We start from the raw sequence: 26,378 nt of genomic DNA, 5'->3' as shown, positions 1-26,378 counted from the left end.
GTTGCGCTTCGCCGGAGGTTTCCAATTTTCACGACACGTCGGTGAAGCGGGGCGGTCGTCGGTCAGGAATCGCTCTGCGGCTCCGCGTCTTCGCGTGAATATTTTTCGCGCAGAGGCGCAGAGGTCGCAGAGAAGAATTGGAATATAGCCTTCGGCTGCTTCTTTAGTGCTGGCGTGTCCGTACCGAAAATTCTCTGCGACCTCTGCGCGAAACCAATAGCTATTCTTCTGTCCTGAACAGCACGGTCTCGCCTACGAGCAGGAACAGGAAGAAGGGCGCCCATGCCGCGAGGATGGGCGGGTAAGCGCCGAGATTGCCCATGGCGAGCGAGAAATTATCCGCGACGAAATAGGCGAAGCCAAGGGCCATCCCCATCACTGCGCGCACGAACAACTGGCCCGAGCGAGCAAGGCCGAAGGCGGCGACGGACCCCAGGATCGGCATCAGCAGGGCCGAAAGCGGACCGGACAGCTTGTGCCACAGGCTGCCTTCCAGTTCGGCGGTCGGACGTCCGGCATCGCGCAGATCACCAATGGCTGCGCGCAGTTCCGAGAAAGTCAAAGCGTCAGGATCGACCTTTGCCAAGGTAAACTGGTCGGGCCGGATCGCATGGCCAAAGCGGACGGAGCCAACCTGCCGTTCCGTGCCGCGCGCCACGTCGAACTGGCGGGCATCCTCCAGAAGCCAGCTCTTGCTCGCCACGTCATAATGGCCGCGAGGAGCCTGGACGATGGTCGTCAGGCTGTTGTTCACGCGGTTGAAAATTTCGACCTTGCGCAGCTGCACATTATTGCCCCGACCCGCGACGATCGCGGCGGTGACGAGGTTGTTGCCGTCACGGACCCAAGGGTTTGACTTTACGCCGCTGTCGGTGGGAATGGGGCCGTAATCGACCGCCTGCCAAGCGCTGAGCGAAGCGGTTGCGCGGGCTACCACGCGTTCGTTGAAAGCATAGCTGATGATGGCGACGCCGAGTGCGGAGGCGATCAGCGGCGCCAATATCTGGTGCGCGGACAGGCCCGCCGCCTTCATCGACACGATCTCGCTATTCTGGTTCATGCCCGCAAGCATGATGAGCGTGCCCAGAAGAACCGAGAAGGGCAGAAAGCGAGCGATGATCTGCGGTATGCGAAGGCCGACATAATGCCACAGCTGCGCGTCGCCGTTACCGGCATAGGCCAGGATATCGCCTGATTCGCCCAGCAGGTCGAGCGTTTGCAGCACGACGACCAGCAGCGCCAGCACGGCGAAGGTCCGCGTCAGGAACAGGCGCGCCATGTACCAGCTGATCTGGGGCGAGGGGAAGAAGTCGAACTGCATGGGTCAGGCTGCTCCCTGCGCGGTGGCCACCCGCTTTCGCCCGAAGCGAAGCAGTTTCGCGATCTGCTTGCCGAGCTTTGCAAAGGCATATTCGAGGGCACCGATCGGCTGGCCGCCGGGCCGGTGCGCAACGACATGATACATCCACAGGATCAGTCCGGCAGTCAGCAGGAATGGCGTCCAGAGCGCTATGATCGGATCAACCTTCCCCAATGCGCCGACGCCTTGGCCATATTCGTTGATCTTGTGATAGGTCACGATGAAGACGATCGAGAGGAAGACGCCCAGCGCCGACGTCGATCGCTTGGGCGGGATCGCGAAGGCAAGCGCGGCGAGCGGCAGCAGCATCATCATCGCCACCTCCACCAAGCGGAAATGGAAGTTGGAGCGGATTTCGTAGCGCAGCTTTTCGGGCGTTGCTGGATCATTACCCATGACGGCGAGTTCGGGAATGGTCTTTTCCCGGTCCACGCTGCGGCCACGGAAACGCTCTATCTGCGGCAGGTCGATCGGCAGGTCGTGGCTGGAGAAGGAAAGGATGCGCGGCGACTTATATTTGGGCGCGTCGTTGACCAGCACCCCATCGCGCAAACGGAAGATGATCGTGTCGGGATCGTCGGTCGCAAGGAAGCTGCCCTGCGCGGCGGTGACGGCGACGGTCTGGCCATCCTTTCCAATGGCGCGCACGAAGATGCCCTGAAGGTTGCGGCCTTCATCCAGGCTGCGTTCGATGCGCAGGGTCATGCGCTTGCCGAGGCTGGTGAACTCGCCCACCTTGATCGACGCGCCAAGCGCGCCCGAGCGTAGCTCGAAGCGCAGCGCTTCATAGGCATGCCGGGAGAGTGGCTGAACGAAGCCGACGATACCGAAATTGAGGAGCGCGAGCGCGATCGCGTACATATAGGGGACACGCAGCAGGCGGCCGTAGGACAGGCCGACGCCGCGCATGACGTCCAGTTCCGACGACAGGGCCAGTTTTCGGAACGCCAGCAATATGCCGAGCATCAGGCCGATCGGGATGCCAAGTGACAGATATTCCGGCATCATGTTGGCGAGCATGCGCCACACGACGCTGACGGGGCCGCCCTCCGCCGCGACGAAGTCGAACAGGCTGAGCATCTTGTCGAGCACCAGCAGCATCGCGGAAATGACCAGCGTGCCGAGCATCGGCAGCGCAATCAGACGGGCGAGATATCGGTCGGTGGCGGTCAGCATTCTCTATGTGGTCGTCCCATCACCATGATTTGGCCGCAAACCCCGCCCATAGCAGAGTCACGGAAATGAAGTTCGCGGGGGCGAACAGGGGCTCGCCGTCCGGTTTCATCGGGCGGCTATAGCTTCACGGAGTTGGATGGTCATGTTCAAAGTTGCGATGGGCCTTTTGTCGGCTGGGGCGGTGTTTGCCTCTATTCCGGCCTTGGCTCACGGGCAGGAAATCGGGAACGAGCTGGATCGTTGTGGTCCGTCCGCGAAGGGTCCGGCGCTGCTGATCGACGTTCGGGGTTTTGCCGCCGCGACGGGCAAGGTCCGCGTGCAATCCTATCCCGCGACCAAAAGTGCCTGGCTGGCGAAGGGCGCGTGGTTGAATCGGATCGACACGGCGGTTCGTCCCGGCAGCGACGGGATGCGATTCTGCATGCCGGTGCCCGAACCGGGCAGATATGCGATTGCAGTCCGGCACGACCGGGACGGTAATGGCAAGACGAGCATTTCGCGCGATGGCGGTGGTTTTTCCAACAATCCGTCGATCAGCATCTTTAACCTGGGCAAGCCGTCGGTCGAAAAGGCCGCGGTGAAGGTGGGTCCGGGTGTGACGCGGATCACCATTAAACTTCAATATATGTGAGTTCTGATGGTCCGGGTCGCGCTTCTGTCCAATCCCAAGTCGACGGGCAACCGGCAGACGCTTCCGCGCGTGCGCAGTTACTGCGCCAGCAATCCCGACATCTTCCATTATGAGGTGGAGCATGTCGATCAGATCGGCCGCGCGTTGCAGACCATCGCGCGCGTCGATCCGGTGGTCATCGTCATCAATGGTGGCGACGGGACGGTGCAGGCGGCGCTGACGGAACTGTATCAGGGCGAGCATTTCAAGGGCCGCGTGCCGCCGATCGCGGTGCTGCCCAATGGCAAGACCAATTTGATCGCGCTCGACCTTGGCATTCATGGCGATCCGATCAAGGCGCTGGAGCGCATCGTCCAGATCGCCAAGGCGGGCGTGGACGATCATGTCGTGGCGCGTGAGCTGATCGCCCTGTCCGACGGCGGGGCGGAATCGCGGCCGGTGCTGGGCATGTTCCTGGGCGGCGCGGGGCTTGCCGATTACATGCTTTACTGCCGTAACCAGATTTATCCGCTTGGCCTGTCCAATGGGCTTAGCCACTTCCTGACGGTGATAGCGGTGCTGCTGTCGCTGGTCTTCGGGATTCGCGCGCGGTTCCTGCCGCAATCCAGCCATCCCGTGCGCATCTCGCTGATCCGGGAAGGGCAGCTGGCGGGGCGCTTTGCCGTGCTGATCGTCACGACACTCGACCGGCTGCTGCTGGGCGTGCAGGCGGGGGACAGCCGTCGCGGGAACATGAAGCTGATGGCGGTGGACCAGAGCCTGGCCGCGCTTTTGCGGCTGGCCTGGGCGAGCATCACCCGGCGGGTCGGCAAGTCACAGGTGCAGGGCGTGCATCTGGAACAGGGCGATATCATCCGGATCGAGGGCGACCGTAGCAGCGTGATCCTGGATGGTGAGCTGTTCGAGGCTTCGGAAGGCAAGCCGATTGTGCTGCGATCGACGGAGCCGGTGCCTTTCCTGCGGTTGGCTGCTTGAGGGACAAGATCCTGGGGTTGGCTGGGTGTTAGATCCTTGTCCCCCGTTCGCCCTGAGCTTGTCGAAGGGCTTCACTTCTCTTCAAGGAAGTAGAGGGCTTCGACAGGCTCAGCCCGAACGGAATTGAGGGGCCTAAAAGAGGTTGGCGAGAGGTTATCCCTTCCGCTTGAGCGCTTCTGCCAGCGACACGGTCGCGCTGCCTCGCCGGGCTGGCTTGGCCTGGCTGGGGTCTGGTTTCCAGCCGCTTAGATACAGGATTACCATTTCTTCGGCAGTGCGGCCGTCGGGATCGGCGGCGGCGGCGAAATGCTGGCTTGCTTCGATCAGGGCGTCGCGGCGTAGCGCTGGTGGATGGGACGCCAGAACATTGCCCGCGCCCATGCCGCGCAGGTCATGCATCAAACGCAATATGTCGCCATAGCGCACGGTCAGCGTCTCGCTGTCCGCCACTGGCATGGCAAAGCCCGCGCGGCTCAGCAGGTCGCCCGCCGCGCGCACATCGACTTGCGGATGGATATGCTGGGCGGGACGGTCGCCTTCCCCGGCCATCAGTGCCGCGCGCAGGCGGGGCAGGGTCCCCGCGCCGGTGAAGGCCGCGAGCAGCAGGCCATCGGGCCGCAGAATGCGCCGCATGAGGATGAGCGCGCCGGGCAGGTCGTTCACGCTGTCCAGTGTGCCGCACGCGATGATGAGGTCGAAACTGTCGTCGGCGAAGGGGAGTGCATCCTCTTCCGCCTGCACGCCGCCTTGCGCGCTCGCGGCTGCGAAGCCGGGGTCGGTGCATATTACCGTCTTCCCCATCGCCTCGAGCGCGGCGCGGGCGCTGCCGTCCGGGCAGCCGATGACGAGAACTTCCGGCAAGTCCCGCTGCACATCGGCGAGGCGGTCGAGCAGTTCGTCCAGCATCGCGCGGTATAGAAAGTCGTGATCGGCAAAGCGCGGCATCATCCGGTCCCGCCGCCTGGCGCGCAATGTGCGGTTGAAGATGTCGGGCTGGGTCATGGCGGGCCTTGTGCATCGGTGCCGGAGCGGGAACAAGGGCGATCATGCATCTCGCCTCACTTCTCAAGGGCGCTGTTCGCCCGGCGCTCGACTATGCGCTGCCGCCGCGTTGTCCCGGATGTGGCGTCATCGTTGATGCCGACGATGCCTTTTGCCTCACATGCTGGAGCGGGATGCGCTTTCTGGGCGAGCCTTGCTGCGCGCGGTGCGGCGTGCCGTTCGAACATGATCGCGGCGGGGACGCGGCATGCGGTGCCTGCCTTGCCGAGCCGCCGCCATTCGACAGCGCGCGGGCGGTGCTGGCCTATGGCGATGTCGCGCGGACGGTGGCGTTGCGGCTGAAATATGGGCGGCGTATCGGCTTGGCGCGGCTGATCGCGCGGCATATGGCGCGGCGCTTGCCTGCGTTTGATGCGCCGCCGTTGATCGTGCCGGTGCCTTTGCATCGCTGGCGGCTGTGGTGGCGTGGGTTCAATCAGGCGGCGCTGATCGCGGATCATCTTGGTAGAGCTTCGGGGCTGGCCGTGGACAAGCATGCGCTGCTCCGAGTGCGTGCGACGCAGCCGCTGCGGAGCATGCATGCGCGGCAGCGGACCAAGGCTGTCGCGGGCGCCTTTGGTTTGGCGAAAGATCATGGCGTCAAAGGCAGGGCGGTGCTGCTGATCGACGATGTCCATACCAGCGGTGCGACTGCGGCGGCCTGCGCGCGGGTGCTGAAACGCGGCGGGGCGTCCAGCGTTCATCTGTTGTGCTGGGCGCGGGCTTTGCCGGAAGGCGCGGAAGGCACTGATTGACAAAGGCCCGTTCAGCCACAATTTCAGCGCGCAAGGAGTATCGAATGGCGAAGGTCGAAATCTACACGAAGGCATGGTGCGGATATTGCGCGCGGGCAAAGGCGCTGCTGGAGGGAAAAGGCGTGGCCTTTGACGAATATGACATCACCATGGGCGGGCCGAAGCGCAGTGAGATGCTGGATCGCGCCAATGGCGGGACCACGGTGCCGCAGATATTTATCGACGGCAGGCATATTGGCGGCAGCGACGACATGGCGGCGCTGGATCGTCAGGGCAAGCTGAACCCGTTGCTAGGGCTGTAAGCGCCATGCGGGCCGCGATCTTCCAGATGACGAGCGGGATCGACCCCACCGCGAACGCGGCCGCCATCGTCGAGATGGCGAGACGCGCGGCCGAACAGGGCGCGGATATGCTGCTCACCCCGGAAATGGCGGGTTATCTGGATCGGAACCGGGCGCGGGCTGCGGATACCCTGCGCAGCGAGGCGGACGATCCGGTGCTGGATGCGGTTCGCGAAGCGGCGGCTCGGCATGGCCTGTGGGTGCATCTTGGTTCTTTGCCGCTCAAGGAAGAAGGTGGCGATGGCCGTTGGGTCAACCGCAGCTTCATGATCGATGACAAGGGCGGCATTCGGGCGCGCTACGACAAAATCCATCTGTTCGATGTCGATCTCGCGACCGGGGAAAGCTGGCGGGAATCGTCGGTATATCGGCCTGGAGAAGAGGTGGTGGCGGTCGATACGCCCTGGGCAAGGATCGGATTGTCGGTGTGTTACGACATGCGCTTTCCCGACCTTTATCGCGCTCTTACCAATGCGGGCGCCACGATGTTGCTGATGCCTGCCGCCTTTACTGTGCCTACCGGGCAGGCGCACTGGCATGTCCTGCTGCGCGCCCGTGCGATCGAAGCTGGGTGCTTCGTGGTAGCGGCTGCGCAGACCGGCCGCCATGCGGATGGGCGGGAAACCTATGGCCATAGTCTGGTGATCGATCCATGGGGCGAGGCTTTGCTCGACATGGGAGACGAGCCGGGACTAGCCCTTGCCGAGATTGACCTGTCGCGCGTAGAGGAGGTGCGCGGGCGTGTGCCAGCGATTGCCAACCGGCGTAACCTTCCAGCGGACGTGACCATTTCGTGATTGTTTTCGACCTCAAATGCGGCGCCCACGGCCATGTGTTCGAAGCCTGGTTCGGATCGAGCGCGGACTATGAGGATCAATTGGCGCGCGGTCTGCTGGCCTGCCCCATGTGCGGCGACGCGGAGGTGTCGAAGGCGTTGATGGCGCCCGCTGTCGCCGCCAAAGGGAACAGCCGCAGGGCGGAAGCGCCGGCTGCCACCTCGACCGCGCCAGTGGCCATGGCAGGCGACGAAGTTCGAATGCATGAAATGATGCAGGCGCTGGCGCAGGCCCAGTCAAAGGTTCTGGAAGATTCGACCTGGGTCGGCAGGGGTTTTGCCGAACATGCCCGCGCCATGCATTATGGTGAGAAGGAACGGGCCAGCATCCACGGCGAAGTGGCGCCTGATGAAGCCCGCGCCCTGATATCGGAAGGCGTGGAGGTTGCTCCGTTGCTGTTTCCGGTCGTGCCGCCCGAAGCGAAGAATTGACCGCGCCTGCGACGCAGCATAGAGCCGTCACCGGGCACCCGTAGCTCAGCAGGATAGAGCATCAGATTCCTAATCTGAGGGCCATGGGTTCGAATCCCGTCGGGTGCACCACCTTTTGTTTGCGCGATGTCGCCCACCAACCCATCGCGCGGGTTCGAATTTGCTCCGCTCAGCTGCATCACCTTTTTCAAGGCCTTGGGTCACACGTAGCAGCCAGGCAAAAGCCTCAAGCGATCGTCACCACCCGCGCCGAGCCTGTCCGGTCGAGCGGCTTTACCACGACCTTGTCACCCATCCGGTCAAAGGCGATGTCGATCGATGCTTTGCCAATGCGCAGGCCATAAAGTCGTAGTTCGTCCAGGAATCGCGGCAGGGCTGGTTCGCGCAGGGAGATTTCAGGGCCTGCCACATCGAAGCCGATCCCAAGACTTGACTGGATTAGTGACAAAGGAGCGGCGGCTGACCATGCCTGCGGACTGCAGGCGACGGGATAGAAGGTCGGCCCTTGCGCACGTCGGCGGGGAAATCCGCAAAAGAGTTCCGGTAGGCGCATGAGATCCACATAGGTGGCGGCCGCGAAGAGCCCTTCGAATATCTGCGCTGCTTCACGCTTGTAGCCGTAGCGGGAGAAGCCCGCTGCGATGAGGGCATTGTCATGCGGCCAGATTGAGCCGTTATGATAGCTCATCGGATTGTAGCGCGCTTCCGTCGATGCGATGGTGCGAATGCCCCATCCGGAAAAGGAAGCTGGCGCCATCAGCGTGCGCACTACCGATTCCACGCGCTCTTCCCGCGCGAGGCCGGTAAACAGCACATGCCCGGCATTGGAGGAGCGAACGCGGCAAGGCTTTTTTTCTCCATCCAGCGCCAGCACATAGGTGCCAAGTTGCGGGTCAAAGAAGGCCGCATCGAAATGGTCGCGCAAATGGTCGGCGCGTAATCCGTAATCCGCCCCGCGCTGAGCATCGCCGATCGCCCTGTGGATGGCTTCGGCGGCTCTCCAGGCGCCGTAGACATAGGCCTGAACCTCCGCCAGCGCGATGGGACCGCGCGCGATGGAACCATCTTCGTGAAAGATGGAGTCATGGCTGTCCTTCCAGCCCTGATTGGTCAGGCCCTGATCGGTGAGCCGCCCATATTCCACGAAGCCGTCCCCATCACGGTCGCCATGCTGATCAATCCATTCGAGGGCTGCATCCAGATGGGGCAGCAGGCTGGTGATGAAGGCCTGGTCGCCTGTTCTTTCCAGATAGGCCCCAGCCAGCATGATGAACAGCGGCGTTGAATCGATGCTGCCATAGTAATGGCGGAACGGCACTTCGCCCAATTCCGCCATTTCGCCATGGCGGACTTCGTGCAGGATCTTCCCCGGCTCTGCGTCGGCTGCCGGGTCGAACGCGGTAGCCTGATGCTTCGCCAGATAGCCGAGCACACCGCGACTGAGCGCTGGATCATACCAAAGCGTTTCCAGCGCGGTGATGATGGCGTCGCGGCCGAACACGGTGCTGAACCAGGGAATGCCCGCATAGGGATAGGGACCAAATTCAGTGTCCGTGGACAACATGGTGATATCGGCCACGGACCTGCGCGTAACCTCATCGAACAGAGCATTTGATGAACGGACGGTCGCGCCGCGTGCCCTTGCCTGTTTCAGCGACTTCATGGATTCGCGAAGGGCCTTGAGGAACTGGCGGGAGGAGGGTTCCTGCGTCAATTCCACCCGCTCGCATGCAATGCGCATGTACAAGGTGCGCCGTTCGCCGGGCGGAACCATGACCTCGAACATGGCATGGCTTTCGGTGAGTTCTTGAGGCGCCGGATCAAAACAGAGGTGGGTTTCGCGCGTCTTGGCGTCGCGGCCTTCATAGACGAGGAGAACGTCGGCGCTTCCCACGACAGGGGGCTTCATCACCCCCTTGCGCAAGCGCGTCATGCCGCGAATTTCGAACAGATCGGCAAAATCGGCAGCGAAGCTCATCTCCACCTTCACCGTTCGGGCTTCGGTATCGAAATTGCGGATCGTGATCCGTTCGTGGACGGCGGAGTCCCACAGGAACCTTGTGCGGCGCAGGTGGATAAGGTCATGTTCCACCGCAACCCTGCCATCGCCGCCCGAAAAATCGGGATTTGTGAGGTCGCAGGTCAGCATGGCGTTGTCGTCACGAAGCGCGGAACTCAGCAATATGGGCCGGAGTTCATTGATCGTCATATAGAGGTGCGACAGGTGCCGGGTGTCGCGGTGGTAAAGCCCTTCGGGACTCCCCGGTCCGGCAATCGCATCGCCGCTATGGTCGAAGACCGCGAAGCTGTCCCCATGCTTCAACGTTCGCGGACGTCGTTCGTGGAGCGAAGCAGTGGCCGGGATGAAGAACTGGGTCTGCTGCTGGGACAGGGACTTTGCCGGTTCCGTGGCAAAGGCTTCTGGCTGCAACTGGCTCGCCGTCATGCAATTCTCCTTATCCGACGACCTGAAGGTGAAGCTCTGCTTCATCGCCGCGCTCGCGACGAAGCCGTGCGGCATCGGTGCGCGCGCCGGGCAGGCCGTGATAAAGCGAGACATAGTCGGCCGCCATCCGGTCTGCCGTGAAACGTGCGTCAAAGGCGGCGCGTACCCCGCGACGGTCGAGTTCGCCCAGCCGGGAAACGGCTTCGACGGCCTGATCCTCCGTATCGACTATGAAGCCCGACACGCCATGGTCGATAATTTCGGGGACCGATCCGCAGCGGAAGGCGATAACGGGCGTGGCGCATGCCATTGCCTCGATCATCACCAGGCCAAATGGTTCCGGCCAGTCGATCGGGAACAGAAGGGCACTGGCACCGCCGAGAAAGTCGGCCTTCTGCGCTTCGTTGATTTCTCCGACGAAATGAATGTTGGGATGAAGGTTTATGAGCGGCGCGATCTCCGCCTCCCAATATGCTTTATCCACATTGTCGATCTTGGCGGCGATCTTGAGCGGCTTTCCGGAACGGGCGGCTATGCGGATGGCGCGGTCGGGCCGCTTTTCCGGTGATATCCGTCCAAGGAAGGCGAGATAGCCGTCATCGCTATCGATTTTCGGCGGCAGCAGGTCGGCGGGAAGGCCGTGATAGACGGTGCCCGCCCAGTTCACGGGCGGCATAGGCAGCCGTTGGTGGTCGGAAATGGAAACCAGGCTGTGATCAGGGAAGGTTTGATAGAAAGGGCGCAGGTCCGGCAGGTCCAGACGGCCGTGCAACGTCGTGACGCATCGGCCGACAATGTCCTGCACCAGCGGCATGTGAACAAGGTCGATATGGAAATGCAGGGCATCGAACTCATCGGCGCGCTGGCGCACCGCTTCCAGCAGCATCATGTGGTAGGGAATGGCGTCGCGAACATGGGGATTGAGGCGAAGCGCCATGTCGGTGACGGGCACCAGTTCCGCGCGCGTGACGGAATCGCCGCTGGCGAACAATGTCACGTCATGCCCTTGGTCGACCAACGCTTCGGTGAGGTAAGAAACGATGCGCTCGGTCCCGCCGTACAGCTTTGGCGGCACGCTTTCGGCCAAGGGAGCGATTTGAGCGATTTTCATTCAGCAATCCTCATCATTGGCCGACGGGGCGCCGGGGTCGTTGACGAGGGTTAAAAGCCTGAGCGCCGGACGGGTTGCATGCGCTGTTCAAAGCATGAAGGATTTTGGCGCGTAAAAATGCCTTGCCGCGCCGAAGCGTTTCCGCGCGCCCAGCAACAATTTGTCACATTCGGAAAATTTCGGAGACATTTGCCCCGCCTATGCCTTGGAAAGCACTTCCTGCGCCAAGGGGTTTCTTCGCATGCTTTCCATTTTCGCTTCCGCTGCCGTCATGGCCGTCGTCGCTCCGGTCCACAGTGCGGACGTCAATCATGCGTCCACAGCCTATCGTGCGAGCTACGAAACGGTGTCGACGGTTCATGTCCGGCAGGTCGAACCGCGTTTCGCCAATCGTCCGGCTACGCCCGTTTGTCGCTGGCAGGCCGAACTGGGCGTGAACCGGTCGGTGACGGCAGAGGGCAATGCGATTGCCGCAATGGGGAAGGCCATCCATCGCTTCGCCCCGCTATCGGGTAGCTATGCCGGGAACTGTGCAAACGCGCGCGGACAGATTGACGCGGAAATCGGGCGCTACGCACAGGCCCGCGCTGGCGAGGCGCTGGCGGCGGCGCAAGGTGACAGCGCGGTTATCCAGGGTGAGCTCGATGGCCTTCGCAGCCTGTCAGTGAAGGGCGGATGAGTTCACCACTAATCCTGATTGCCGAGGAAAAGCCCGAACAGCGCCAGCAGGTGCGCGAATATCTGGAGCAGAGCGGCTTTCGCGCGCTGCCCGCGGCGTCGGCATCCGACATCTGGAACGCGATCAAGACCGCGCCTGTGGGCGTGCTGGTGCTGGATGCGGCGCTGCGCGGTCCCGATGGCATGGACCTGTGCCGTGACGTGCGGGAACGGAGCGACGTGCCGATCATCCTGGTCGGTGCTGGCGGCAGCGAGGTCGACCGGGTGGTGGGGTTGGAACTGGGCGCCGACGATTATATGTCCAAGCCTTATTCGACCCGTGAACTGGCGGCGCGGCTACGCGCGGTACTGCGCCGCAGCAAAAAGGAGCGGCTGATCGGCCTGCGCGCCAGCACGCTGGCCCGGTTCGACGGGTGGCAGGTCGATTTCGCACGGCGTGAAGTGAAGGACGAGGGCGACCAGCCGATCGACCTTACCGCCGCCGAATTCGCACTGCTCCAGGTCATGCTGGAAAATCCGCAGACGGTCATTCCGCGCGCCAGGCTCATGGAATTGGCCGGGGTTCGCGACGCGCCATCATCCGATCGCAGCATTGACGTGCTGGTTAGCCGGGTCCGGCGGAAGCTGAGCGTTGGTGGCAGAGCCGCGCCGATCGTCACCGTTCGGGGGGCGGGATATATGCTGAGCGCTGCTGTCGAGAGGCAGTGACGACAGAAAATCCAATCAGACACATTATTTAACAAAGCCGCTGCGACGCAGCAAAGGCACGTACCTATCCTTCAAATAGCGCCGATCCGCCCCCTGATCGGCAACCAAAAAGAAGGATAGAAGCCATGAACGAGCTTATCGGTCGCGTCTTCAGTTTCGAAAGCAAGGTCTTTCCGGACAAGAGCACGCTTTACAACCAGCTTGCGAATCACGGGCAGAGCCCCAAGGCGCTGATGATTTCCTGCGCGGATTCCCGCATCGTGCCGGAACATATCATGCAGGCTGATCCAGGCGATCTGTTCGTATGCCGCAACGCGGGCAACATCGTGCCCCCGCATGCCAGCCAGCTGGGCGGCGTCACCGCGACGGTGGAATATGCCGTCATGGTTCTGGGCGTGCGCGACATCATTGTGTGCGGGCACAGCGATTGCGGCGCGATGAAGGCGCTGGCAACGGATGCCGACCTGACGTCGATGCCCAATGTTGCCGCATGGCTGCGTCACTCGCATGCCGCGCAGAAGGTGTGCCGTGAAAATTACCCGTCCGACCTGAGCGACGCGGAAAAGCTGCGCAACATGGCGCTGGAAAATGTCGTGGTGCAGTTGAACCACCTGCGCACCCATCCGTCGGTGGCGGCGGGCGTGGCGCGTGGGGAAATCGCGCTCCACGGCTGGTATGTCGATATTCATGCGGGGCAGGTTCTGGGACTCGATGGGGAAACCGGTCGGTTCGTGCCCATGCGCGAAGGCGATCCGCTTCCTGTCGCACAGGCGCAGGCGCGGCGCCTTGCTGGTGAAACCAGCATCGCCATGGCTGCGGAGTAAGCCTCATGCTGAAGGCTCTTTCCGGCGGCACATTCAGCCGCGACTTCACCGCTTCCATCGTCGTGTTTCTGGTCGCGATGCCCCTCTGCATGGGCATCGCGGTCGCGTCCGGCGTGCCGCCGGAGAAGGGGCTGATCACAGGTATCATCGGCGGCATCGTCGTCGGCCTGCTGGCCGGTTCTCCCTTGCAGGTCAGCGGCCCGGCGGCGGGCCTTGCCGTCATCGTCTTTGAAATCGTGCGCGAGCAGGGCCTGTCCGCATTGGGACCGATCCTGATCCTTGCCGGTGCGATCCAGGTCATTGCCGGATTGATGAGGGTCGGGGGCTGGTTTCGCGCCATTTCGCCCGCCGTCGTTCACGGCATGCTCGCGGGCATCGGCGTGCTGATCGTCGTAGGTCAGTTCCACGTCCTGTTCGACGACAAGCCGCTTTCCAGCGGGCTTGCGAATCTGGTCGCGATGCCGGGCCAGCTTTTCGGGTTGAGCAATCAGGACGCAGCGACCGCCTTTGCCGTGGGTCTTGTCACCATCGGCGGCATGCTGGGTTGGGAAAAGATCCGTCCCGCGTCGATGAAGCTGCTGCCGGGTGCCCTTGTCGGCGTGGTTCTGGCCACGCTGGTGGCATTTCTATTCAGCCTGCCGGTGGCGCGCGTCGTAGTGCCGGAATCGATCGTCGCAGCGGTGACATTGCCGGGCGAGAGTATGTTGCAGCAGCTCATGAACCCGACGATCATCACCACGGCGATCGCGATCGCCTTCATTGCCAGCGCTGAAACATTGCTGTCGGCCGCTGCGGTGGACCGGATGCATGATGGCGTACGAACCAACTATAATCGCGAATTGAGTGCGCAGGGCGTAGGCAATCTGCTGTGCGGCGTTGCGGGCGCACTGCCGATGACCGGCGTTATCGTCCGCAGTTCCGCCAACGTCCAGGCGGGCGCCAAGACCCGCATGTCCGCTGTCCTGCACGGCATCTGGATACTCGGCTTCGTCGCGCTGCTGCCCTGGTTGCTGCGTGAGATTCCGATGGCGGCGCTGGCAGGCATCCTTGTCGTGACCGGCGTTCGATTGGTCAGCCTGGACCATGTGAAGCACCTGCTTCACCGTTATGGCCCGCTGCCCGCCGTGGTGTGGGCGGTTACGCTGATCATGGTGGTCACGACGGACCTGCTAACGGGCGTGCTGGTGGGTATTGGCCTGTCGCTCCTTGAACTTCTGCCCCATGCGCGCCGTCTGCGCCTGGGCCTGGACGAAGACCAGCGGGATGACGCGCATGAATTGACACTGCATGGCACAGCCACATTCCTGACGCTGCCCAAATTGTCGGCAAAGCTGGAGTCGGTTCCCGCCGAACGTCCAGTCATCCTGAACGTCGAGCGGCTGCTCCATATCGACCATACCTGCGCCGAGATGGTGCGGGAATGGATGGATCGCCGCCGTGGCACCGGAGCCAGCGTCGAACTGGCGGGCGCAACCGGACGCCTGCGTAACCTCGCCGCCTGAACCTCACCCCCATCAGGCGTCGTTAGCCGCCGCACCACTTCCAGAGTGCGGCGGCTTTTTCATGTTCGGATGCGATTAGGAAATCAAATAGACATATTTGGAACGCCATCAGCAAATAACCGTGCCTTTGATGGCACGGCCTGAATGTCACCTTCGCACTTGCGGTAAAAGTCCATTCCCCTTCATCCGCGCGCGCCTTAGCCTGCTGTCAATCCGCCGGGATCCGGGGCATTCAGACCTTTGGGCCAGAGCGGACGCAGGATGGAACATTCTTACCGAAAAAGGGGAATGTTCATGAAAATCGCTAAATTGCAGATGGCCAAGTTGCAGATGACATGTGCGGCTCTTGCCCTGTTGTCGAGCGCTCCGGCCTTCGCTCAGGAAGAAGCCGAAGGTCCTGTCACCGTTTCGGGCAGCGTCGCGCTGGTTTCCGACTATCGTTTCCGTGGCGTGTCGCAGAGCGACAAGGGCATGGCCATTCAGGGCGGCATCACTGCCACTCACGAAAGCGGCGCCTATGTCGGCACCTGGGCTTCGAACCTTTCCGGATGGGGTCAGTTCGGCGGCGCCAACATGGAACTGGACCTGTTCGCAGGCTACGCCATCCCGCTGGGCGGCGCGACGCTGGACGTCGGCCTGACCTGGTACATGTACCCGTCGGGCGCGGACAAGACCGACTTCGCTGAGCCTTATGTGAAGCTTTCGAGCCAGCTTGGCCCGGTCAAGGGTCTGCTCGGCGTCGCCTACGCGCCCAAGCAGCAGGCGCTGGGCAACTGGTACAGCACCGCTGCCAGCAACGCGACCGGCATCCCTGATAATCCGGGCGACAAGGAAGACAATCTGTACATCTGGGGTGACGTGAGCGGCGCAGTGCCGGGCACGCCGGTTACGCTGAAGGCGCATCTGGGCTATTCGGACGGCAACCCCGGCCTTGGCCCCAACGGCACCTCGATCGCGCCCACGGGCAAGTATCTCGACTGGCTGGTCGGCGCGGACGTCGCGATCCCCGGCACGCCGCTGACGCTGGGCGTCGCCTATGTCGATACCGACATCAAACGTTCGGAAGAAAATTACATCCGCCCGAACTTCATGGTTCAGGACGGTGACAATTTCGGCAAGTCGATCGCTCGCAGCCAGGTGGTCTTCTCGGTTTCGGCCGCGTTCTGATGGAAATCATGCCGGGCCTTTCACGAGGCCCGGCATGGCATTCTTGCTCGTCATGGGAGCGAAATTGTCTCTGTCATGACAAATTGTTGCTGGACCTGTTGCCAAGGGTTTCTGCGGTAACGTCCGGTTGACCCTGTCGGTGGTCGCCCCTACTTCAGGCGCTATGAGCCGTTTTAGTTGCGCAACATTTCCGGCATGACCGCCCCCACGATCATACTTGTCGAGGACGATCCGCCGCTGCGCACGCTGACCGCGCGCGCTCTTCAGGAACATGGCTATCAGGTGCGGCCTGCCTCTTCGGGGCCTGAGATGTGGGTCGCCTTCGACGCCGGGCCGGTCGATCTGGTCGTGTTGGACGTCATGCTACCGGGCACCAACGGCATAGACTTGTGCCGCCAGATCCGCCGCAAGAGCGACGTGCCGATCATCTTCATCAGCGCGAAGGGCAGCGAGACGGATCGGATCGTGGGCCTGGAGCTGGGCGCGGACGATTATCTGCCCAAGCCGTTTGGCACACGCGAACTGATCGCGCGGATACGGGCTATTCTGCGCCGCGTGGGCGTGGAGCGGGGGCCTGACGAACATCGCGAGAATGAGGCGCGGTTCGACGGCTGGGTGGTCAACTTCCCGCGCCGGGAACTGCGTTCGCCCACTGGCGCGATCGTGGACCTGACGGGGGCGGAGTTCGACCTGCTCGGTTCTTTCCTCAGCCATCCGCAGCGGGTCATTGCGCGGGAGCGGCTGATCGAATTGTCGCGCACGCGCATGGGTGACAGCTCCGACCGCAGCATCGATGTGCTCGTCAGCCGGTTGCGGCGCAAGCTGTCGACGCAAGGCGCGGCGGCGCCGATCACAACGGTGCGCGGCGTGGGTTACATGTTTAACGCGGAAGTCAGCCGGGCTTGAGCTTGCATATGAGCCGGTCGCTGGGTCTGGTCGGACGGTTGCTGGCGATACTGCTGCTGGCGCTCACGCTGGAATTTGCGGTCGGCACGCTGATCTACGAGCGGGCGGGCCATCTTTCCTTACAGGATGACGAGGCGCGGCGGCTGGCCGAGCATCTGGTGATCGCGCGCAAGCTGGTGACGGAGCAGCCGCCGAACGACCGGCATGCGATGGCGATCCAGCTTACCACCGATCGCTATGACATTCACTGGACGCCCGCATCCCCACCGCCGCCGACGTTGGCGCCGGAATTGCAGCGGATGCGGCGCCAGATCATCGCCTGGGAACCAAGCCTGGAACAGTCGAGACTGTGGCTGCGGCTCGCATCGCCCGGGGGGCGGGTGTCGCAGATCAATGGCGGCTTGCAGTTGCCTGATCGCAGCTGGCTCTATTTCGGCATGCGCCATAGTGGGGGGCAGTGGACCTTTACCATCGGACGGATGGGGTTGGCGCTTATCCCGCTGGTGGCGTTGATGTTGGCCGGCGGCATGCTGATCCGGCGGACGCTGGCGCCGCTCAAGGACCTGACCAGGGCGACCGAGCATATTGGCCTCAGCGACGAGGTCGTCGTCGCGGAAAGCGGGACCAGCGATGTGCGGGACCTGATCCGCGCGTTCAATGCGATGCAGACGCGAATCCACCGCCTGATCACTGAGCGTACTGAAACATTGGCTGCGGTTGGACATGATCTGCGTACGCCTCTGGCGCGCTTGCAGCTTCGGCTGGAGGGAATACGCGATGCGGAAGCGCGCGATGCGATGGCCGGTGACCTTGAGGAAATGGGTGCGATGATCGACTCGCTGCTCGCCTTCCTTGGCGGGGAGAAGACTGGTGAGCCGCCTGTGCGGGCGGACGTGGCTGTTACGGCGGCGACGGTGGTCGATAGCTTTCAGGATCAGGGCGCCGAAGTCAGCTATGAGGGGCCGGATCATCTGGAAATGGATGTGCGGCCGCTTCTGCTGCGCCGGGCGGTCATCAATCTGGTCGAGAATGCGCTTCATTATGGCCAGCGCGCCTATGTCAGCGTCGAGCGCCGCGACGGCGATGTGGTGATCCGGGTGGAGGATGATGGTCCGGGCATCCCCGAGGACAAGCTGGAGGAGGTGTTGAAGCCCTTTGCCAGACTGGATGAGGCGCGCAGGCGCAATACGCGGGGTTTGGGTCTGGGCCTCGCGATCGTGGCGAAGGCGGTCGAACAAGAAGGCGGGAGCCTGGTTCTGAAAAACCGGCCCGAAGGCGGGCTGAGCGTGGAAATCCGCCTGCATCTGGCGGCGTGAGCCCGATCCGTTGAAACGGGCTGACGCTTCCGGTTAAAAAGAAGCATTGTGGGGACAAGCAAAACTCGTTTACCGGATCGACTGGTGGCGGTCTATGCCAGCGTCCGTTGAACAAGAGGCGCACATGACCGCAGACGGCGAAAGCGAAGATCAGCTTCTGGAAGGCTATTGGGACCTGGATCGGCTGGTGAGCGATCTTGGGAAGGTTCGCACGGGCTGGCGCGCGGCGCAGCAGCATCATGCCGAATATGGCGCGGAGGGTTTCCCGTCACGGGCCAATCTTGCCAAGATCATGACGTCGCTATGTGGCGCGCTTTTTCCGTTGCGCCTTGGCCCGAGCTTCATTCGCGTTCATAATGAAGACGCCTTTGTCGCGCAGACATTGCAGACGGCGCTCAGCCGACTCTACGGCCAAATCCGCCTTGAGCTTCTCTACATCATGCATGGCAGGCCGCCTGCCGACATTGATGGTGAAGCCGCCCGGATTATCGGCAATTTCGCCCAAAGCCTGCCGGGCTTGCGGGAGTTGCTCGATTCCGATGTGGAAGCAGCGTTCCTGGGCGATCCCGCCGCGCGCAGCGTCGATGAGGTGCTTATCTGCTATCCATCGATGCTGGCGATCATCCATCATCGGCTTGCCCATCGGCTCTATGATCTGGGCGCGCCGCTGGTTGCCCGCATCATCTCCGAGATTGCCCATTCGCGCACGGGTATCGACATTCATCCGGGGGCGGTCATCGGGCGCAGTTTCTTCGTCGATCATGGCACGGGTGTTGTCATCGGCGAGACGGCCATAGTGGGTGACAGGGTGCGGCTGTATCAGGGCGTGACGCTGGGCGCGCGCAGCTTTCCTGCCGATGAGAGGGGCGCCTTGGCCAAGGCGATCCCCCGGCACCCGATCATCGAGGATGATGTGGTGATTTACGCGGGCGCCACCATTTTGGGCCGCATCATCATCGGCAGCCGGTCAGTGATCGGCGGCAATGTCTGGCTGACCGACAGTGTACCGGCGAACAGCAATGTGCGTCAGGCGAAGGCGCAATATGAGGTGACCAGCCGGGTCGAAGTGTCCGCGCCGCACCGCGTTCACTCCCTGATGGATGCGGAACGGGACGGATTCGCGGAGAATATCTAACCTCAGTTTGCCGCGCAGCTGTCGGGCGCGCCCGCGAGCAGGTCGAGGCACCTGCCGTCTATCTCATCATGGGGCACGGGCAGATGGATGAGGGCGGCCAGCGTCGGCATGATGTCCACCGTTTCGACACCGAGCGGCTGTTCGAAATGCCGTATGCCCTTGCGCCAGAAGAGGATCGGGACGCGACGGCCTGTATCCCACGGTGAACCATGGGTAGCCACAATGCCATGTGAAGGATCAGCGATAGGCGTCACGCGTGGTTTCAGCAGCAGGACTAGGTCGCCCGAGCGTTCGGGATCGAAGCTGGCGCGGACTAACTGAAGCAGGCTCCAACTTTCCGGCGGACCTGAAGGAGACGGCGCGGCGGCGATCTGCGCCTTGGTAAAGACGGTTTCCACCTGTGGGTGGGCGCGTAACAGGGCGAGTGTGGTGGCTTCCACCTTGGCCCGCTGGGGGCGGGTAAGATTGCGGTCGAAATAAAGGTCGCCTGACGGGCCGTCGCCTTGGATCAGCCCCTTGCCACCTATGCCGGTGCGGGCGGCCACGGCTTTTGAAAGCGCGCTGGGCATGAGCGCCGGATCGACGCGCTGTTCCATCGGCATCGCATTTTGTTGATGGCGCTCCGGCAGATCGTGGCCGCCATGATCTGCGGTGAGCATCACGACATAATCGATGCCCTGCTTGTCGAGCCGGTCGAAGAAGGCGCCGAGTTCGCGATCCAGCCGATCGATCTGAATGCAGCTTTCGGTGCCTTCTGTTCCATCGGCGTGGCCGATAACGTCGGTCGCCGAAAGGCCGATGGAAATGAGGTCGGTTTGAGCCTGTTTGCCAAGGTCCATGCTTTCGATGGCGGCAGCAGCGAACGCCAGGGTCATGGCATCCTGCTCAGGCGACGCACGGAATGCGCCGAATTGACCGGGGGGCCTTGCGAAGTGGCCGGTGCCGACAACCCGCGAGCCAGCACTTACGGGAAAATCCTTTGCGGTGCATTGCGGGGGCAGGTCAAAACCGGGATTGGGCTGGGCGAGCCGTTGTGCGAAAACCTCGTTCACCCGTGCGACCAGCGGGGGCGTCGGCGTGCCGGGATAGCTGACATAGCCCTTTGGGCTGAGCCACCAGACTTGATCCGTCTTTGCGCCGCCCATCATGATGGCCGCGCGATCCTTTCCGGCGATGGCGACATTGCGAACGGCGGGATTGATTGCCTTCATGCGTTCGCCGAGTGTGGGCACGCGCAGATGGACATGGGAGGGGACATATTTGGAACTGCTGCTATTCGGCTGTTTCTCATCCTCTGCACAGTAGATCGTCTTATCGGGCCGGGCAGCGTTCTGGTCGATCCAGCTATTGGCGATGATACCGGTGCGTGACGGGCGGCTGCCGGTCAGGATGGTGCTGTGGCCGGGGCAGGTTTCGGTTGCGGCGTGGCTTTGATATCCGCGCGGGAACACGGCGCCTTCGCTGAGGCGCTTGAGGCCGCCGCTATAATAGGGGCGATATTCGCTGAACAGATCGGCCGAAAATTGATCGACCGAGATGGCAACGATCAGCCGTGGCGGGGCATCAGGGGCAGCGGTAGTGGCTGCGGGCTGGGCCAGCGCGGGCAGGGGCACCAGCAACAGCAGGGTATGAAGCGTCTTTCTGAACATCTTTTCCGATCCCTTCTGTGCCTTGACGGCGCAACCCTGCCGACCTAGCCCGCTGTGATCCACGCGAACAGAGGCCCGATGCGGATTTTCCATGTCCTCCTGATGACGCTGGCGCTGTTTATCGCGCCTGTTGCCAGCGCCCAGGGCGCATTCGGATCGGGTGCGCCGCATATCGCCGCGCAGTTGGTCGCCGAAAGCGACGCGCCTGCTCCGGGCCGGACCAGCAGCATCGCCTTCGCGATGACGCCAGAGGCTGGCTGGCATGGCTATTGGCAGAATCCGGGTGATGCGGGGCTGGGCATGACCGTGAAATGGGTACTGCCCAAGGGCGTGAGCATTGGGGCTTTGCGCTATCCGGTGCCCGAGACGTTGCTCATCTCTGGCCTGATGAACCATGTTTATGAGGGGCCTTACGCGATCCTCGCGCCTGTGAATATTGCGCCTGAGGTGGCGAAGGGCACGCGTCTGCCGATCCGTGGGAAAGCGGAATGGCTTGCCTGCACGGACAAGATTTGCGTGCCTGAGAGCGCTGATATCGCGCTCGACCTGGTCGCGGGCGACGGCGCGGTGGCGCCCGCGATGCAGGCCCGGTTCGATGGTTGGCGGGCGCATCTGCCCCGGCCGCTCGGGAGTGAGGCGCGTTACGCCCTTGCCGATGGCAAGCTGCGGATGTCGATCCCTTTTCCGGGGGAAGCTGCGGCGTCTGACGTGCATCTTTTTCCGCTGGATGAGGGCGTCGTTCGCTATGCCGCGCCTCAGTCGGTCCATCGTCAGGGGGACCGGCTGCTGATCGAAACCGAGGCCGGGCAGGGGTTCAAGGGAGATGCGGTGCAGGCGGTGCTGCGCACCGGGGATCATGTTGGCTTTCTGGTGAAGGCTCGCCCGGGCGTGGTTGCGGGGGTAAATTCAGACCTGCTGCGCACGGCGTTGATCGCGCTTGGCGGGGCGATATTGGGCGGGTTGTTGCTCAACATCATGCCGTGCGTGTTTCCGATCCTGGGGCTGAAGGCGCTCAAGCTGGCGCGCGCTGGGGGTGATGAGGCAACGGTGCGGCGGGAGTCGCTTGCCTATGGCGCGGGCGTGATCCTCACCTGTCTGGCGCTGGGCGGGCTGTTGCTGGCGATCCGGGCAGCGGGCGTGGCCGTGGGCTGGGCGTTTCAGTTGCAGGACCCGCACGTCATCTTGCTGCTGCTGCTGCTGGTGACGGCGGTCGCCTTCAACCTTGCGGGCTTGTTTGAACTGAGCGCCTTTGGTGGTGGGGAGAAGCTTGCGGGGAAGGGGGGCGTTGCGGGATCATTCTGGACCGGCGCTTTGGTTGCTTTCGTAGCCACGCCTTGCACCGGGCCGTTCATGGGGGTGGCGATGGGGGCGGCGCTGGTACTGCCGGTTGCGGCTGCGCTCGCGGTTTTTGCGGGGCTGGGCCTGGGTCTTGCGCTGCCTTTCCTGTTGCTCGCCTATATACCGGCGCTTCGGGAGCGTTTGCCACGGCCGGGGGCGTGGATGGAGACTTTCCAGCGAATATTGTCGATCCCGATGTTCCTGACGGCGCTAGGGCTGGGCTGGCTGCTCGGGCAGCAGCGCGGCGTGCCGGGGATGACGATTGGTCTGGGTGCGGCGTTACTGCTGGCGCTGCTGCTGTGGTGGCTGGGGGAGCGTCAGCATCGTGGCAAGCGGGGCGGGCTGATCGTCATGCTGAGTGCTGCGCTGCTGCTCGGCGCCGGGATGGTGATGCTGCCTGCGCGTATGGCTGGTGCTGCGCAGGTTCAGGATGGAGTTGTGGCCTTTGACGAGGGGCGGCTTGCCGGGCTGCGTGCCGCCGGAAAGCCGGTATTCCTTTATTTCACCGCCGACTGGTGCCTGACCTGCAAGGCCAATGAGGCTGCGGCGATCGACCGGGCCGAAACGCAAGAGGCCTTTGCCAAGGCTGGCGTGACGGTGATGGTCGGTGACTGGACGAGTGCGGACCCGGCGATCACACGCTTTCTCGAAGCGCAGGGGCGATCGGGCGTGCCGCTCTACCTGTGGTATGCTCCGGGGAAGTCCGCCGAGGTGCTGCCGCAGTTGCTGACGGTGTCCACGCTGACGGCGCTGGTGCGCTGATGGCGAAGCTGCGCGCGGATCAGTTGCTCGTCGATCGCGGTTTGGCCGAGAGCAGGGCGCGCGCGCAGGCGCTCATCCTCGCGGGCCTTGTCTTCCTGGGCGACAGGAAGATCGAGAAGGCGGGTCAGCAGGTTACGGAGGATGCCGCGCTGGAGGTGAAGGGCCGCGATCATCCCTGGGTGTCGCGTGGCGGCATAAAGCTGGCCCACGGCATTGATCATTTCGCGCTGGATGTGACTGGCATGGTCGCGATCGACGTTGGAAGCTCGACCGGCGGATTTACCGATGTGCTGCTGACCAACGGCGCGGCGCGGGTTTATGCGGTGGACAGCGGGACGAACCAGCTTGCCTGGAAGCTGCGATCCGACCCGCGCGTGGTCGTGCACGAGCAAACAAGCGCGCGCATATTGACCGCCGAACATGTGCCGGAGCCGGTCGATATCATCGTGTGCGACGCGAGCTTCATATCGCTGGCGAAGGTGCTGGACCGGCCGCTAAGCTTTGCCCGGCCGGGCGCGCATCTCATCGCCCTTATCAAGCCGCAGTTCGAGGCTGGTCGGGAAGAGGTCGGAAAGGGCGGCGTCGTGCGCGATCCCGCCATTCATGCTCGCGTCTGCGAGGAAGTCAGTCAGTGGCTGACGGCGAAGGGATGGACGCTGCTGGGCGTGACGCCAAGCCCCATCACCGGCCCCCAGGGGAATGTCGAGTTTCTGATCGGCGCGCGGCTGGAGGGCAAGGCGCGGCTTGCTCATAGTCCGACAGGCGTTTGATTTTGTGACAGATGCCGGTCTTCAGCCTCTATTCGCGGTTGCGGGATGAAGTGTTTCACCGCAAACCGTTCACTGGCGGCTTGACAAGGCCCGGAAGGATTCGCCCGAAACCGCCGAGTGAGGATTAGTGGAGCTGCGCCGACGATGAATGAAATCGCGTCCCCCGGTCAGTTGCGTTTGGCCTATTTGCGCTGGGCGCTGGTCACCGTTCCGGCGATCCTGTTCTTGGGCTTCCTGTCGGGCAAGCTGGCCAATAGCGGCTATGGCAACCGCTGGTTCGACGCGCTGGTGAAGCCGGACTTCATGCCGCCCGGCTGGGCTTTTGGCGTTGCGTGGACGATCCTTTACATCCTGATGGGTCTTGCTCTTGCCATCGTCATTCATGCGCGGGGCGCGCGGGGCAGGGGGGTGGCCATCATCCTGTTCCTGATCCAGCTGGCGCTCAACCTGGTCTGGTCGCCGCTTTTCTTCCGGGCGCATCAGGTCGATAATGCGCTTGCGCTGATCATCGTCCTTTTCGTCGCCGTGGCTGTGACGGCATGGCTGTTCTGGCGCATCAGGCGGGTCGCTGGACTGCTGCTGCTGCCTTATCTGGCATGGCTGGGCTTTGCATCGGCGCTGAATTATGAGATCGGGCGCCTTAACCCGGATGCTGAGACCCTTGTCGCGCCCGCGCTCAAGACCCAGATATGACATCATCGTGGCGCACATTCGCGCCAGCAAACTAGGACATTCAGACCATGCAGAGCGAAAACCGCTTTTTCGACGATCTTGCCAAGCTGGTGAACGGCGCTGCGGGAACAGTCGCTGGCATGAGCCGGGAGTTTGAAACCAACGCCCGGGAAAAGGCCAAGCAGTGGATCGGCGGCATGGATTTCGTCAGCCGCGACGAATTCGATGCCCTGAAGGCGCTGGCGGCGGCGGCCCGTGAAGAAGTCGAATTGCTCAAGGCCCGGATCGACGCGCTGGAAGGCCGGTCGGGTGAGCCGGTGACAAAGACTGTCCGCTCGCCAAAGTCCAAGGCAGACGACGCGGAATAAGCAGCCTTTGCCGCCTGTCCGTTGGTTTTCTGCAACGATCGGCTATTTTGATGCGTTTCCCTCAGTCGGTGGTTTCCTTGCCGCCGGGAAATGCTCTATGGCCAGCCAATGATGGACAGCGACGAATTTGAAAATGGTGGCCAGGAGGCCGCGCCGATCGATATGCTGGCCGCCTATTTCGAAGCGAATGGGTGGAGTTTCGATCAGGTCGGCGAGGATGAGATCGTCGCCAGCACGCAGGGTAGCTGGGCGCAATATGAGCTGCGCGGCATCTGGCGCGACGAAGATCAGGTGCTGCAACTGCTCGCCTTGCCCGACATTCGCGTGACGGAAGAGAAACGGGCAACGATTTACGAAACGCTGGGCCTGATTAACGAGCAGCTTTGGCTCGGCCATTTCGAGCTTTGGTCTTCCAGTGGCATCGTGTTGTTCCGGCACGGCGCTTTGCTGGGCGCGGGAGGTGTGTTGACGCTGGATCAGGCGCAGATACTGGTCGAAACCGCGATCGACGAATGCGAGCGCTTCTACCCGGTGTTCCAGTTCGTCCTATGGGGCGGCAAGAGCCCCACGGAAGCCATTTCCGCCAGCCTGATCGAGACGCGCGGCGAAGCCTGAGGATTGTTCATGACACAAGCTTGGCCCGCGCACCTGTTCATGGTCGGCTGCGGCAATATGGCTGGGCAAATGCTCGCCCGATGGTTGGCATGCGGTCTTGATCCGGCGAGCGTCACCGTGTTGCGCCCGAGCGGCCGTGCCGTCGTGGACGGGGTGCGGGTGGTGACAGACTATCCGGCATCGCTGCCCGCGAACGCGACGGTGCTGTTGGGCATGAAGCCCTATCAGCTTGACGATGTAGCAGCGTCGCTTGCGCCACTTTGCGTGGCTGATACGCGCATCGTCTCGATATTGGCCGGGACGCCGGTTGTGGACCTGCGACAGCGTTTACCGCTGGTCCAGGACATAATCCGGGCGATGCCTAACCTGCCTGTCGCCTTGGGGCTGGGCGTCACCGGACTGTACGCCGACGACAAGGTGTCCCACTCAGCCCGCAGCGAAGTGGGCGCGCTCATTACGCCATTAGGTACGGCCGAGTGGATCGACGACGAAGGCCAGTTCAACGCGCTGACCGCCCTGTCGGGCTGTGGACCCGCTTTTTTGTTCCGCTTCATCGATGCGTTCGCGCGTGCCGGGGAGACGATCGGACTTTCGGCCGATCAGGCCGCGCGGATGGCGCTTGCTACTGTCCAGGGGTCCGCCAGTCTCGCCGCGCAGGCAAATGAAAGTCCGGCGATATTGGCCGACCGCGTGGCTAGCCCCGGCGGGATGACGCGCGAAGGGTTGAACGTCCTCGACGCGGACGACCGGCTGCTGAAGCTCCTTACCGACACCTTGGTTGCCGCCCGCGACCGTGGCGAGGAAATCGCCCGCGCGCGCTGATCGGCGGTTCCGATCCGATGGCGGCGCGTTTAGACTGAATATA

Annotated in this window: 26 protein-coding genes and 1 tRNA gene; 21 read left to right on the top strand and 6 right to left on the bottom strand. The window is 62.8% G+C overall.

The window, feature by feature from the left end:
* Positions 1–220: 220 nt before the first annotated feature.
* Entirely contained in the window at positions 221–1,321 is a 1,101-nt protein-coding gene (gene lptG, locus IZV00_RS07680; protein ID WP_196224120.1) for an LPS export ABC transporter permease LptG, read from the bottom strand.
* A gap of 3 nt (positions 1,322–1,324) precedes the next feature.
* Positions 1,325–2,536: an LPS export ABC transporter permease LptF gene (gene lptF / locus IZV00_RS07675; RefSeq protein WP_196224119.1), complete on the bottom strand. Its 1,212-nt coding sequence runs from the start codon at positions 2,534–2,536 to the stop codon at positions 1,325–1,327.
* Positions 2,537–2,672: 136 nt separating this feature from the next.
* On the opposite strand from lptF, the gene IZV00_RS07670 reads away from it, so the two are divergent.
* The gene (locus IZV00_RS07670) at positions 2,673–3,167 is read left to right on the top strand and encodes a DUF2141 domain-containing protein (protein ID WP_196224118.1); all 495 of its coding nucleotides are present in this window, start codon (positions 2,673–2,675) and stop codon (positions 3,165–3,167) included.
* Positions 3,168–3,173: 6 nt separating this feature from the next.
* Complete coding sequence (locus tag IZV00_RS07665; RefSeq protein WP_196224117.1) at positions 3,174–4,142, top strand: acylglycerol kinase family protein; 969 nt, start codon at positions 3,174–3,176, stop codon at positions 4,140–4,142.
* Between the two features lie 153 nt (positions 4,143–4,295).
* Here IZV00_RS07665 and IZV00_RS07660 read toward each other — a convergent pair whose 3' ends face one another.
* A complete protein-coding gene (locus IZV00_RS07660; protein ID WP_196224116.1) occupies positions 4,296–5,144 on the bottom strand; it encodes a class I SAM-dependent methyltransferase in 849 nt (282 codons plus the stop codon).
* Positions 5,145–5,188: 44 nt separating this feature from the next.
* Here IZV00_RS07660 and IZV00_RS07655 point away from each other — a divergent pair, with 44 nt between their 5' ends.
* The 5 genes from IZV00_RS07655 to IZV00_RS07635 all read left to right on the top strand — a co-directional run bounded on the left by IZV00_RS07655 (position 5,189) and on the right by IZV00_RS07635 (position 7,657).
* Entirely contained in the window at positions 5,189–5,938 is a 750-nt protein-coding gene (locus IZV00_RS07655; protein WP_196224115.1) for a ComF family protein, read from the top strand.
* Between the two features lie 44 nt (positions 5,939–5,982).
* Entirely contained in the window at positions 5,983–6,240 is a 258-nt protein-coding gene (grxC, locus tag IZV00_RS07650) for a glutaredoxin 3 (protein WP_196224114.1), read from the top strand.
* 5 nt (positions 6,241–6,245) lie between these two features.
* The gene (locus tag IZV00_RS07645; RefSeq protein WP_196224113.1) at positions 6,246–7,076 is read left to right on the top strand and encodes a carbon-nitrogen hydrolase family protein; all 831 of its coding nucleotides are present in this window, start codon (positions 6,246–6,248) and stop codon (positions 7,074–7,076) included.
* Positions 7,073–7,546: a DUF1178 family protein gene (locus tag IZV00_RS07640; protein ID WP_196224112.1), complete on the top strand. Its 474-nt coding sequence runs from the start codon at positions 7,073–7,075 to the stop codon at positions 7,544–7,546. Before IZV00_RS07645 ends, IZV00_RS07640 begins: the two co-directional genes overlap by 4 nt.
* Positions 7,547–7,580: 34 nt before the next feature.
* Positions 7,581–7,657, top strand: a tRNA-Arg gene (locus IZV00_RS07635).
* Positions 7,658–7,772: 115 nt separating this feature from the next.
* On the opposite strand, the gene IZV00_RS07630 is transcribed toward IZV00_RS07635, so the two are convergent.
* Entirely contained in the window at positions 7,773–9,992 is a 2,220-nt protein-coding gene (locus tag IZV00_RS07630) for an amylo-alpha-1,6-glucosidase (RefSeq protein WP_196226560.1), read from the bottom strand.
* Positions 9,993–10,002: 10 nt separating this feature from the next.
* Entirely contained in the window at positions 10,003–11,103 is a 1,101-nt protein-coding gene (locus IZV00_RS07625; protein ID WP_196224111.1) for a glycosyltransferase family 4 protein, read from the bottom strand.
* Positions 11,104–11,344: 241 nt separating this feature from the next.
* Between IZV00_RS07625 and IZV00_RS07620 the strand changes: the two genes are divergently transcribed.
* The 8 genes from IZV00_RS07620 (at position 11,345) to epsC (ending at position 19,339) form a co-directional block, all read left to right on the top strand.
* Entirely contained in the window at positions 11,345–11,782 is a 438-nt protein-coding gene (locus tag IZV00_RS07620) for a hypothetical protein (RefSeq protein ID WP_196224110.1), read from the top strand.
* Positions 11,779–12,489: a response regulator transcription factor gene (locus tag IZV00_RS07615; RefSeq protein ID WP_196224109.1), complete on the top strand. Its 711-nt coding sequence runs from the start codon at positions 11,779–11,781 to the stop codon at positions 12,487–12,489. The genes IZV00_RS07620 and IZV00_RS07615 overlap by 4 nt, the downstream gene beginning before the upstream one ends.
* Positions 12,490–12,614: 125 nt before the next feature.
* Positions 12,615–13,313, top strand: a complete 699-nt coding sequence (locus IZV00_RS07610) for a carbonic anhydrase (RefSeq protein WP_196224108.1) — start codon at positions 12,615–12,617, stop codon at positions 13,311–13,313.
* A 5-nt stretch (positions 13,314–13,318) separates the two neighbouring features.
* On the top strand, positions 13,319–14,815 hold the full coding sequence (locus tag IZV00_RS07605; RefSeq protein WP_196224107.1) for a SulP family inorganic anion transporter: 1,497 nt from the start codon (positions 13,319–13,321) through the stop codon (positions 14,813–14,815).
* A gap of 294 nt (positions 14,816–15,109) precedes the next feature.
* Positions 15,110–15,982 carry a TorF family putative porin gene (locus IZV00_RS07600; RefSeq protein ID WP_443020036.1) on the top strand — a complete coding sequence of 291 codons (873 nt, stop codon included), beginning with the start codon at positions 15,110–15,112 and terminating at the stop codon, positions 15,980–15,982.
* Between the two features lie 195 nt (positions 15,983–16,177).
* Complete coding sequence (locus IZV00_RS07595; RefSeq protein WP_196224106.1) at positions 16,178–16,888, top strand: response regulator; 711 nt, start codon at positions 16,178–16,180, stop codon at positions 16,886–16,888.
* An 8-nt stretch (positions 16,889–16,896) separates the two neighbouring features.
* Positions 16,897–18,204 carry an ATP-binding protein gene (locus IZV00_RS07590; protein WP_196224105.1) on the top strand — a complete coding sequence of 436 codons (1,308 nt, stop codon included), beginning with the start codon at positions 16,897–16,899 and terminating at the stop codon, positions 18,202–18,204.
* A gap of 124 nt (positions 18,205–18,328) precedes the next feature.
* Positions 18,329–19,339 (top strand): serine O-acetyltransferase EpsC, encoded by a 1,011-nt coding sequence (gene epsC, locus IZV00_RS07585; protein WP_196224104.1) that lies wholly within the window; start codon positions 18,329–18,331, stop codon positions 19,337–19,339.
* Positions 19,340–19,341: 2 nt separating this feature from the next.
* Here epsC and IZV00_RS07580 read toward each other — a convergent pair whose 3' ends face one another.
* A complete protein-coding gene (locus IZV00_RS07580) occupies positions 19,342–20,988 on the bottom strand; it encodes an alkaline phosphatase family protein (RefSeq protein ID WP_196224103.1) in 1,647 nt (548 codons plus the stop codon).
* Positions 20,989–21,066: 78 nt separating this feature from the next.
* Between IZV00_RS07580 and IZV00_RS07575 the strand changes: the two genes are divergently transcribed.
* The 6 genes from IZV00_RS07575 to IZV00_RS07550 all read left to right on the top strand — a co-directional run bounded on the left by IZV00_RS07575 (position 21,067) and on the right by IZV00_RS07550 (position 26,335).
* Positions 21,067–23,088 carry a protein-disulfide reductase DsbD family protein gene (locus tag IZV00_RS07575; protein ID WP_196224102.1) on the top strand — a complete coding sequence of 674 codons (2,022 nt, stop codon included), beginning with the start codon at positions 21,067–21,069 and terminating at the stop codon, positions 23,086–23,088.
* A complete protein-coding gene (locus tag IZV00_RS07570) occupies positions 23,088–23,858 on the top strand; it encodes a TlyA family RNA methyltransferase (RefSeq protein ID WP_196224101.1) in 771 nt (256 codons plus the stop codon). Before IZV00_RS07575 ends, IZV00_RS07570 begins: the two co-directional genes overlap by 1 nt.
* Positions 23,859–24,002: 144 nt before the next feature.
* The gene (locus tag IZV00_RS07565; RefSeq protein ID WP_196224100.1) at positions 24,003–24,551 is read left to right on the top strand and encodes a TspO/MBR family protein; all 549 of its coding nucleotides are present in this window, start codon (positions 24,003–24,005) and stop codon (positions 24,549–24,551) included.
* 47 nt (positions 24,552–24,598) lie between these two features.
* Positions 24,599–24,898 (top strand): accessory factor UbiK family protein, encoded by a 300-nt coding sequence (locus IZV00_RS07560; RefSeq protein WP_196224099.1) that lies wholly within the window; start codon positions 24,599–24,601, stop codon positions 24,896–24,898.
* A 108-nt stretch (positions 24,899–25,006) separates the two neighbouring features.
* Complete coding sequence (locus IZV00_RS07555; protein WP_196224098.1) at positions 25,007–25,513, top strand: YbjN domain-containing protein; 507 nt, start codon at positions 25,007–25,009, stop codon at positions 25,511–25,513.
* 9 nt (positions 25,514–25,522) lie between these two features.
* Positions 25,523–26,335, top strand: coding sequence for a pyrroline-5-carboxylate reductase family protein (locus IZV00_RS07550; RefSeq protein ID WP_196224097.1), 813 nt, complete (start codon positions 25,523–25,525; stop codon positions 26,333–26,335).
* The last annotated feature ends 43 nt before the right edge of the window (positions 26,336–26,378 follow it).

Source organism: Sphingobium sp. Cam5-1, assembly GCF_015693305.1.
Classification (GTDB): domain Bacteria; phylum Pseudomonadota; class Alphaproteobacteria; order Sphingomonadales; family Sphingomonadaceae; genus Sphingobium.
Note: the sequence above shows the minus strand (reverse complement) of the source record. Positions and strands in the feature narration are given on the sequence as shown.